Genomic DNA, 10,949 nt, shown 5'->3' on the forward strand with positions numbered 1-10,949 from the left:
CCGCGTTGCCGGTCGTGATTACTCTTCGTAGTGAATGTGACGCTTGGTGTATGGGAACCAACCTCGACGTCGCGAGTGACCGGAAGCGGCGGTCGACCGGGCGGCGTGCCGTGGTCCTCCTGGGGACGGGGGCCGCCGGGGCCGCCGTGCTCGCGGGGGCCCTCGCGCTCTCCAGTGTCGCCGCGACCCTGCCGGGCGGGCTCGGGCCCTGTGTCCCGGGGGACTGCCCGGACCCGTACCCCGAGGTCGACAACGGGCCGATCGCCGGCCGTGACAACGGGATCAACGTCTTCGTCGGCGGCGACATGCTCGTCCGGGAGGGCGCCGCCGAGGCCGAGGGCAAGGTCGTCGTCCTCGGCGACTTCGACATGGACAAGCGCGAGGGTGCTTCACAGATCTACAACGTCGGCGTCGCCGGCGTCGGATCGCGGGTGCCGCCCGACGACGGGACCGACTTCCTCACCGCCGGCGGGAACGTCACCGTCGCCGACGGGCAGCGGGTCCTGGCCGAGGAGGGGAGCGTCCACGGTGTCGTCCGCTACGGCGGAGAGCTCCAGGGGACGGTCGTCCCCGAGGAGGTCCAGGACCCCGATGCGGCGGCCCCGTACGCCGACCTGCGTTCCGAACTGGCGGCGGCCAGCGACTGCTACGCCTATCCGCACGGCGAGCAGCGCGAGGCCACCGGGACCGCGGACAACCAGGGGCACACGACCGTCTTCACCGGCGACGGCACCTCCTCGCTCCAGGTCTTCAACGTCGACTTCGACCTGACGAACACGGACGGCGGCCAGCAGGGCTTCTCGTTCGTGGACATCCCGACCGACGCCACGGTGCTCATCAACGTCACCGGCGACCGGCGCACCATCAACACGTACATGGGCGAGTTGCCGGACGGCCTGCGGGAGAGGATCCTGTGGAACTTCCCCGACGCCACCGAAGTCAACCTGAAGGGCACCGGCCAGTTCCAGGGCAGCGTCCTGGTCGGTGAGCCGGGCAGCACGACCCGTCTCTCCCTTCCGGGGACCAACGGGCGCTTCTTCACGACGGGGACCCTGTCCCACGAGTCCGACGGCGGGAGCGGCGGCCAGGAGCTGCACGCCTACCCGTTCAACGGGGACCTGCCGGACTGCAGGAACCTCGGGCCGAGCCCGACGCCGACGCCGAGCCCCAGTCCGAGTGTCAGTCCGACGCCGTCCCCGGAGCCGACGCCGAGTCCGACGCTGGAGCCCAGCCCGAGTCCGTCCCCCGAGCCGAGCCCCTCGCCGGAGCCGTCGCCTTCTCCGGAACCGAGTCCGACGCCCACGCCTGAGCCCACGGACTCTCCGGGGCCGACGCCCGAGCCGACCGTGTCGCCGGAACCCACGGATTCGCCGGGGCCGACGGACGAGCCGACGGACGGGCCGACGCCCGAGCCCACCGACTCGCCCGAACCCACGGATGGGCCCACGGACGGGCCCACGCCAGGGCCCGACGGCGGGGGCGGGGACGGCGGTCACGGTGACGCCGGGGACGACGCGCCCGCGCCCGACCGCGGCGGACTTCCGTTGACCGGGCCAGAGATCGCCGGACTCGTCGCGGCCGCGCTGGTCCTGCTCGCCTTCGGCGGGCTGGCCGTCTACGCGTCCTGGAGGCGGCGGGCCGACGGAGACGGCCCCGGCTAAGACGCCGAACGGGGCGCCGCCCCGGCGCCGCGGACCGTCTGCACCCGCGCACCCGCCCCGGCCGGAATTTCCGGCCGGGGCGGGTTTTTCTGTCCGGATCGCGGTGGTTTCGTGGTGAAAGTCGGGTGCGTGGATTGCTAATCAACTTAGTAGGAGTGCGGTGGCCTCCGAATGCAACGGGGTGCTTCCGGGAGAATGGTGCGAAGCGGTGCCGAGCGGCCCCCGTTCGTGTCCGCATCCGCTGTGTGCTGGGCGTTTGCGAGTTCTCTGGATTCTCGTCGTTTTCCTGATGCGGGCGTGTCGTGCTTGCTATCGTGGGCCATCGAATCGGTCGAACGGCGTATGGTTCGACCGAAACCTCGACTTCGGTGTGCGAATTTATCCCCTGTGATCGGAGGCCGCTTTCCCCAACGGGGTGGAATGGCCGAAGCGTCCCATTCCGTCCCGGTCGGTTCCACCCGCGGTGCCGCTGCGCTCGCCCCCGATGAGCGCGACGGGCGACCCCGCGGCCGTAGCTCGCCCCACCTGATTGAGGAGACGTGTTGTGGCAGACGCGCCGTCACCGCCAGGTCGCGATGGCAACCCGTTAACGCACATGATGACGAACGAGAACGCACGCCACAGGCAGCCCGGACGGTTCCGCCGGCTCATGTCCCGCATGGGCCTGGCCCGCAGGGACCCGGACCCGGTGACCGATCCCGCCGCCGAGCAGTACGAACAGCAGGCGCCCGCCGCCCGCGACCAGCCCGCCCCGGGCGCACAGCAGACCCAGCAGACCCAGACACAGCGGCTTCCGGACGCATGGCCGCCCCAGAGCGCTCCGGCCGAGGCCGCCGAGTGGGCCGCGGCCTTCACGCCCGAGCCCTCCGTCCCCGGTGCCCCCGGCGCGGCCGACCCGGCGCAGTACCCGACGGGCGCGCAGTCCCCCTACGCGGTTCCCGACCCGGCGCAGCAGCCCTACCCCGGTGCGGCCCCCGGCCACGTCCCCGGCCCCTACTCCGGTGCCGGACCGGCCCCGGGGGCCGCGGGCACCGGCGGCTACGCGCGTCCGCAGGCGCCGCCGAACGGCGGCCCGGGCGGGGCCCAGGGCGGCGGGCTGCGTCCCTCGCAGGGCCCGTCGCAGGGCCGGCAGGTCCCCGTCGCGCAGGGCCCGATGCCCGTGAACGGCGGCGGGACCGCCACGGCGGTCCGCCAGGACGCCGTGCGCATGACCGACTTCGTGGCCGGAATGGCGATGCGCGACCTCAACCTGGTCGACGCCCTGCTGGCCACGGTCGAGGAGCTGGAGGACACCGCCGACGACCCCAGCCTGATGGACCGGTTGTTCGAGATCGACAACCTGGCCACCCGGATGCGGCGGCACAGCGAGAACCTGCTGCTGCTGACCGACCAGCCCGTGGTCGAGCCCGACGAGGAGCCGGTCTCGGTGCTCGACGTCGCCCGCGCGGCCATCTCCGAGATCAAGGACTACCCGCGGGTCCAGGTCGGCCGGCTGCCCAACGGGTTCGTGCTGGGCACCGCCGCCGACGACATCAGCCACCTGCTCGCCGAACTGCTGGACAACGCAACCCAGCACTCGCCCGAGCACGCCCAGGTCGTGATCAGCGCCCAGCCGATGGCCGACGGCGGCCTGCTCTACATCGTGGAGGACGAGGGGGTGGGCCTGCCGCGAGAAGAGGTCAGCGACCTGAACTCCCGGCTCTCCGGCCCGCCCCGGCTCGACCAGCGCGCCCTGCGCCACATGGGCCTGTACGTCGCCAGCCGCATCGCCTACCGGCACGGTCTGACCGTCCAGCTGGAGGCGCGCGCCTTCCGCGGCGTCAGCGCCTACGCGGTGGTCCCCGCGAACCTGCTCACCGACAAGGGCCCACGGCCCGAGCGGGGCAAGGGCATGACGGCCAGCCGCAACACGCCGTCGCTGCCGCCCCGCCCGCCGCAGCACACCGCCCGTCCGGCCGCGCCGCCGCCCGGGACCCCGCCCCAGTCCGCGGTCACCGAGGCCGGCCTCCCGCGCCGCAGTGCCCACCGCGACCCCGCCAAGGCCGCGATGCTCCAGCAGATCGCCCAGGACCTGGCCGCCGAGGACGGCGCGAACGCCGCAGGGGGCGCGAACGCCTCCGGGGCGGCCGCCCAGGGGCGCCACGGCCGCCGCGACGAAGGGCCGGTGGAGGACAGGGCCGCCCAGATCCGCGACGAGCTCGACGGCTTCCTCGAAGGCGAGCGCCGAGCAACCGGCCGGGAGCAGGAGTGAACGGGCGCCCGGCCGGCGGGCCCGCGCCGCACGGATCCCACACCACTGCTGACAAGAGGCGGGTACTTCCATGAACGAGCAGTTGACCGTGAGCGCCGAGGACTTCTCCTTCCTCGTCTCCAATTTCGTCCGCGACACCCACGGGGCCGAGCACGCGATCGTCGTCTCCTCGGACGGCCTGCTGCTGACCGCCTCCCGGGACTTCCCCGGGGAGCACGCCGAGCAGCTCGCCGCCATCGCCAGCGGTCTGCAGAGCCTGGCCCTGGGCGGGTCCAAGCTCTTCGACAAGGGCGAGTGCCAGTCGCTGATCGTGCGCATGCGCGAGGGACACCTGATCGTGATGGCCATCAGCGACGGGTCGTGCCTGGCGGTGCTGAGCGACCGGCGTGCGCAGATGCAGGTCGTCGCCTACGAGATGACGCGCCTGGTCGAGCGCGTCGCGCACGTCCTCACCCCCCAGCTGCGCACCGAGCTCCGCGAGGTGATCGGGAGTTGACGCGGTGGCCAGGGCGATTTCGGCACGGATCATGAAGAGGATGCCACTGTTATGAGCAACCGCAGGCGCAGGGACGGTACGCGAATCCGTTCCTACACCTTCACCGGTGGGCGGACCCGGTCGCGGCATCCGCTCATGGTGCAGACGCTCGTGTCCACCGGCGACCCGGGCCACGACCCGCCCGAGAACCTGATGCCCGAGTCGCAGGACATCTACCTGCTCTGCCGGGAGACGCGCTCGGTGGCCGAGGTCTCGGCCGAGCTGAAGATTCCGCTGGGGGTCGCCCAGGTCCTGCTCAGCGACCTCGCCGAGCTGGGCCTCGTGTACATCCACCCCACCATCACGGGCTCCAGCCCGTCGGAAAACCAGGTTCTGGAGAGGGCTCTCCGTGGTCTCGAACGACTTTTCCAGTGATGCCCGGACGAAGATGTCGACGAAGATCGTGGTCGCCGGAGGGTTCGGTGCCGGCAAGACCACGCTCGTCGGCTCCGTCAGCGAGATCCCGCCGGTGACCACCGAGGCGGTCATGACCGAGGCCAGCGTCGACCACGACGACCTGTCCGCGACGCCGACCAAGGTGACCACCACCGTCGCGATGGACTTCGGCAGGATCACCGTCGACCAGCAGCTCATCATGTACATGTTCGGCACGCCGGGCCAGGCGCGGTTCTGGTTCATGTGGGACGACCTGATCCGCGGCGCGGTGGGCGCGGTCGTGGTGGTCGACTGCCGCAGGCTCGCGGACAGCTTCGACGCGGTCGACTACTTCGAGACGAACCGGCGCATCCCCTACATCGTGGCGCTGAACAAGTTCGACGGCCGTCTCGACTTCAACGCCGAGCAGGTGCGCGAGGCGCTGGAGGTGAGCCCGGAGGTGCCCATCGTCGACTTCGACGCCCGGGACCGCACCTCCGGCGGCGCGGTGCTCAAGACCCTGCTCCGGTACGCCCTGCAGTCCAATCCCGCGGCGGAGCCGGTCGGCTGACGCCCCATCGGCAGGCCGCCCCGCCCCGCCGTGCCGCGCGGCGGGGCCGCGACCGCCGCCCCCGGCCGTCCACCTCTCGTGGAGAAGGAAATCACGTCAATGCGCAAGATCCTCATCGTGGGGGCGGGGCACTCGGGTCTCCAGCTCGCCCACGGGCTGCTGAACAACGGCTACGACGTCACCGTGATCACCGGGCAGACCTCGATCGAGATCCGCACCGGGCGGCCGGCGATCACGCAGCTGACCATGCCGACCGCGCTGGAGCTCGAACGCGAACTGCACCTGGACTTCTGGAGCGCCCAGTCGCCGCAGATCGACAAGTTCAACATCGGCCTCTTCCCTCCCGGGGGGCCGCCCACCATCATGCCCAGCCACTTCGAGCAGGGCTACGCCGTGGCGGTGGACCGGCGGGTCAAGATCGCCGACTGGCTGGAGTACTTCGAGGACTGCGGCGGGAAGGTCGTCATCCACGGGGTCACCGTGAGCGACCTGGACTACTTCTCCCGCATGTTCGACCTGATCGTGGTCGCGGTGGGCCACGGCGAGCTGGGTGCGCTCTTCGACCACGACGACTCCCGCTTCAGCGGGGCCCGCAAGCGCGGCACGGCCCAGGCGCTGCTCTACGACGTCGCCCCCGAGCAGGGGGAGAAGGAGAGCATCGGATGGGCGGGCACCGCGCCCGCGCTGGGCTGCTTCTTCCTCGTGCCCTTCCTCACCCGCGAGGGGCACTGCCACGCGCTGTTCATGAGCGAGCGCCCCAGCGACGGGGTCAGCCGCTGGCCGGTGCGCCCGCGCCCCGACGAGCAGCTGGAGTGGATGAAGGAGAACCTGCGGACGCACGCCCACCCCTACTACGAGCGGATCCGCGACGCCGAGCTGCTGGACGGCAACAGCACCACCGCGGGGGTGATCCGCCCCCAGGTGCGCAACCCCGTGGGCGTGCTCCCCTCCGGCGGCCTCGTTCTGGGCATCTCCGACGTGGTCATCTCCATGGACCCATACGTGCTGCAGGGGTGGAACCACTCGGCCCGGTGCGCCAAGAGCTATCTGGAGAGCATCGTCGCGCACGGGGACAAGCCCTTCGACCGTGCGTTCCTGGAGCAGACGTTCGAGACCTTCTGGGAGTACGGCCAGACCGCCCAGCACTGGTCCGAATGGGTGTCGACGATGTGGGACCAGGACCTGCCGGACTGGGTACAGGAGATCTTCGGTGCGATGGCGGAAGTCCCCGGGGTGGGCGACCGGTTGCTCAAGGGGTGGAACTACCCGCCGGACTTCTTCACCTGGCTCTATGACGAGCAGGGCGGCCGGAAGTGGCTGGAGGAGATCCGCGCGATGCGCGCGCGCATGTAGCCGACGGCCCCGGAGCGTCCGCACGGGCGCGGCGCCGGGGCGGGCGGGGACCGAAGCGGGCCCGGATGCCGGAACGGCGGCATCCGGGCCCGTTCGTCGCTTTCGGGGGCGGTGGTGCGGGAGGCGCTTCCGTCACTTTCGTCCCAGGAGTTTCCCTGCGTGTCCGCCTCCGGAGTCCGCTGTCCGAAATGATCGTGCATATTGCCGTGCTTATGCAAGGGAGTTATGATCACCCCATTGTCACGAGAAAGGGATAAGTGCGCCTGTCTGTGGGGATCGCATATTTTGACGGTTTTCGGGTCCTGCCCGAACCCCCTTCCCCGACCGGCCGCTCGACCGTGAGGATCGCCATGGCCCGGCACGACTTCCGCACCCCGGCCGCCGCCTCCCGGAGGAGATCCGCGCCGCCGCGACAGCGGTGCCGGCGTCCGGAGGCCCCCTCCCAGGCCTGAGGCGCCGGCACCCTCCCCCCACGCTCCTCGCCTCCGCCGCCGGCGGCCCCTTTCCCCCCTTGTTGGACGGCGCGATCTCGGAGTGGATTCCCATGCGTTCGAGTGCCCGTTTCCCTGATGTCCCTCCCTCGGCCGATGCCCCCGACGCCCCCGGTGCCCCCGAGGGCGCCGTGTCCTCCGGGGCCCCGACCCGCGGCGCCGGAGGCCGGGCCCGCCCGATCGCGGTCGTGGGCCTGGCCTGCCGCTTCCCGGGGGCACCCGGCCCCGCGGCCTTCCGGCGCCTGCTCGCCGAGGGGAGAAGCGCCGTCGGCGGCGTGCCCGGCGACCGCCCGTTCGCCGGGGACCCGGCGGCGGGGCCGGCCGGGGAGCACGGCGCCTTCGTGGACCGCCCCGACCTCTTCGATGCCGACTTCTTCGGGGTCTCCCCGCGCGAGGCGGCCGAGACCGACCCCCGCCAGCGCCTGATGCTGGAGCTGGGCTGGGAGGCCCTGGAGGACGCCCGCATCCCCGCCTCGGCCCTCTCGGCCACGGCCACCGGGGTCTTCGCGGGGGCGTTCGGGGACGACTACGCGCTGCTGCGGCACGCCCGGGGCGGCCCGCCCACGGCCCACACGATGGCCGGGCTGCAGCGCACCATGATCGCCAACCGGCTCTCCTACGTCCTGGGGCTGCGCGGGCCGGGCCTGGTGGTCGACACCGGCCAGTCCTCCTCGCTCACCGCGGTGGTGGAGGCGGTGCGCGCGCTGCGCGAGGGCGCCTGCACGGCGGCCTTCGCCGGCGGGGTGCACCTGCACCTGTCCGCGGAGAGCGCCGCCGCCGAGGCGGGGCTGGGCGGGCTGTCCCCGAGCGGCCGCTGCCGCCCCTTCGACGCCGGCGCCGACGGGTACGTGCGCGGCGAGGGCGGCGGCCTGGTCCTGCTCAAGACGCTGGATGCGGCGCTGGCCGACGGCGACCGGATCCGCGCGGTCATCCTCGGCGGGGCGGTCAGCGGGGACGGCGCGACCCGGGGGCTGACCGTCCCGGGGCGCGACGGCCAGGAGGAGGCGCTGCGCGGCGCCTGCCGCGACGCCCGCATCGCCCCGCACGAGGTCCGCTACGTCGAACTGCACGGCACCGGCACCCCGGTCGGCGACCCGGTCGAGGCCGAGGCGCTGGGGGCGGTCTTCGGGCAGGGGCGTCCCCGCGACGAGCCGCTGCGGGTCGGCTCGGTCAAGGCCGCGATCGGGCACCTGGAGGCGGCGGCGGGCATCGCCGGGCTGATCGCGACGGTGCTGGCGGTGGCCGAGGGGGAACTGGCGCCGACGCTCAACCACGGCGGGCCGCCGCCGGGCATCCCGCTGGAGCGGCTGCGGCTGCGCGTGCAGACCGAGCGGGAGCCGTTCCCGGGCGGCGGCGTCCCGGTGGCGGGGGTGTCATCGTTCGGGATGGGCGGCAGCGACTGCCACGTCCTGCTCGCCGGGGCCCCGGAGCCGCGGGGGCGGGCGGGGTTCCGCGCGCGGGTCCGCGCCCGCTCGGACGGTGCCGCCGGACAGGGGGCCGGGGCGCCCGGAGGAACGGTCTGGTGGGTGCTGTCCGGGGCCACCGAGGACGGGCTGCGGGCCCAGGCGGAGCGCCTGCGCGCGCACGTGGCCGGGCAGGAGCAGGGCGGCGCCACCGACGCCGACATCGGGCTCACGCTGGCCCGGGGCCGCACGGCGCTCGCCCACCGGGCGGCGGTGCGCGGGAGCGACCGCGCCGAGCTGCTGAGCGGGCTGGAGGCCGTCGCGCAGGGGCGCCGCCACGAGGGCGTGGTGACCGGTCGCGTGCGCGGGGAGAGCGGCGAGCAGGGGCACGACCCGGGGGAGCGGAGCGCCGGCCGGGCGCTCGCCACGGCGGCCTGTGACCCCGGTGGGCTCTTCTGCGCGGGCGCGGAGGACCGGGTCGACTGGCGGGAGCTCTTCGGTCCGCGGGCTCGGATGGTGGACCTGCCGACCTACGCCTTCCAGCGCCGTCGCCACTGGTTCCGTGAGGCCGAAGAGGAGGCCGGCCGGTCCGTCGGAGGGGGCGGACCGGAGGCCGCGGAGGGCGCCGCAGGCGGAGGCCGCGCACCGGGATCGGCGCTCGCGCTGGTCCGGGAGCATGCCGCCCGGGTGCTCGGGCACGCGACCGCCGACGCGGTCGCCCCCGGGCGCACCTTCCGCGACCTGGGCCTCGACTCGGCCCTGGGCACCGAGCTGCGCCACGCCCTCGAACAGGTGCTGGGGCGGCGCCTGCCCGCGGGGCTGGTCTACGACCACCCCACCCCCGAGCGCATGGCGCACTTCCTGGAGACGGGACGTGCGGACGCCGGTGCGTCCGCGCCGTCGGCGGCCCCGGCCCGTCCCGGGGCGCCGGACGCCTCCGAACCGATCGCGATCACCGCCATGGCCTGCCGCTTCCCCGGCGGCGCGGACACCCCGGAGCGGCTCTGGGAGCTGCTGGCCGAAGAGCGCGACGCCACCGGCGCCTTCCCCGTGGACCGCGGGTGGGGGAGCGGGGTGCTCGCCGACGGTCGGGGCGTCGACCGGGGCGGCTTCCTGTACGGCGCGGCCGAGTTCGACGCGGGGTTCTTCGGGATCAGCCCGAGGGAGGCCGACGCCATGGACCCGCAGCAGCGGCTGCTGCTGGAGACGGCGTGGGAGGCGGTGGAGCGGGCCGGGGTGGACCCGACGTCGCTGCACGGTTCGCGGACCGGGGTGTTCACCGGGCTGACGGCCTCGGGGTACGGCGCCGCGGGCGACGGGACGGGGCACGAGGGCTACCTGATGACCGGGTCGGCGCCGAGCGTGGCCTCCGGGCGCATCGCCTACCTGCTGGGGCTGTCGGGGCCGCCGGTCACCGTGGACACCGCCTGCTCGTCGTCGCTGGTGGCGGTGCACCAGGCGGTGCGGGCGCTGCGCGGCGGCGAGTGCGACACGGCGCTGGCCGGGGGCGCGTGCGTGATGGCGACCCCGGAGATGTTCACCGAGTTCACGGCGCAGGGCGGGCTGTCCCCGGACGGGCGGTGCAAGCCGTTCTCCGCCGGGGCGGACGGAACCGCGTGGGCCGAGGGGGCCGGGATCGTGGTCCTGGAGCGGTTGTCGGATGCGGTGCGGCGGGGTCGCCGGGTGTTGGCGGTGGTGCGCGGTTCGGCGGTGAACTCGGACGGGGCGTCGAACGGGTTGACGGCGCCGAGCGGTCCGGCTCAGGAGCGGGTGATCGGTGCGGCGTTGGCGGATGCGGGGTTGTCGCCGCAGGACGTGGACGTGGTCGAGGCGCATGGGACAGGAACCCGGTTGGGGGACCCGATCGAGGCGCACGCCCTCGCCTGTGCCTACGGCCGTGGACGCGAGCGGCCGCTGATCGTGGGGTCGGTCAAGTCCAACATCGGGCACACCCAGGCGGCGGCGGGTCTGGCCGGGCTGATCAAGACCGTGTCCGCGCTGCGGAACGGCCGGGTCCCCGCGACCCTGCACCTGGGAGAGCCGACGCCGCACGTCGACTGGGCCGCGAGCGGGCTGGAGCCCGCCGCCGAGGCGGTGCCGTGGCCGGATACGGGCCGCCCGAGGCGCGCGGGGGTGTCGTCGTTCGGGGTGAGCGGGGCCAACGCCCACGTGCTCCTCGAACAGGCCCCGGAGACGGAGCGGGACGCGGGGGACGGGGAGGCCGGTCCCGCCGATACCGCGACCGCGCCTGCCGAGCAGCGGCGCACCTGGCCGTTCGTGGTCTCGGCGGCCGACCGGCAGGGGGGGCG

Annotated in this window: 7 protein-coding genes; all 7 read left to right on the forward strand. The window is 73.7% G+C overall.

Annotated elements, in window-relative coordinates; translation table 11 throughout:
• Window positions 1-50 precede the first annotated feature (50 nt).
• Window positions 51-1,661 carry a choice-of-anchor A family protein gene (locus C892_RS0127150; RefSeq protein ID WP_017559785.1) on the forward strand — a complete coding sequence of 537 codons (1,611 nt, stop codon included), beginning with the start codon at window positions 51-53 and terminating at the stop codon, window positions 1,659-1,661.
• A gap of 595 nt (window positions 1,662-2,256) precedes the next feature.
• Entirely contained in the window at window positions 2,257-3,912 is a 1,656-nt protein-coding gene (locus tag C892_RS29710; RefSeq protein WP_086003179.1) for a sensor histidine kinase, read from the forward strand.
• 70 nt (window positions 3,913-3,982) lie between these two features.
• Entirely contained in the window at window positions 3,983-4,408 is a 426-nt protein-coding gene (locus tag C892_RS0127160; RefSeq protein ID WP_017539432.1) for a roadblock/LC7 domain-containing protein, read from the forward strand.
• Between the two features lie 51 nt (window positions 4,409-4,459).
• On the forward strand, window positions 4,460-4,822 hold the full coding sequence (locus C892_RS29715) for a DUF742 domain-containing protein (protein ID WP_017539433.1): 363 nt from the start codon (window positions 4,460-4,462) through the stop codon (window positions 4,820-4,822).
• A 13-nt stretch (window positions 4,823-4,835) separates the two neighbouring features.
• Window positions 4,836-5,393, forward strand: coding sequence for a GTP-binding protein (locus tag C892_RS0127170; RefSeq protein ID WP_017559786.1), 558 nt, complete (start codon window positions 4,836-4,838; stop codon window positions 5,391-5,393).
• A gap of 99 nt (window positions 5,394-5,492) precedes the next feature.
• Entirely contained in the window at window positions 5,493-6,746 is a 1,254-nt protein-coding gene (locus tag C892_RS0127175; RefSeq protein ID WP_017559787.1) for a styrene monooxygenase/indole monooxygenase family protein, read from the forward strand.
• 544 nt (window positions 6,747-7,290) lie between these two features.
• Window positions 7,291-10,949 (forward strand): beta-ketoacyl synthase N-terminal-like domain-containing protein (locus C892_RS32035; protein ID WP_239647557.1); only part of this gene is annotated, 3,659 nt, incomplete at its 3' end.

The organism is Nocardiopsis baichengensis YIM 90130, assembly GCF_000341205.1.
In the GTDB taxonomy this organism is placed as follows: domain Bacteria; phylum Actinomycetota; class Actinomycetes; order Streptosporangiales; family Streptosporangiaceae; genus Nocardiopsis_A; species Nocardiopsis_A halophila.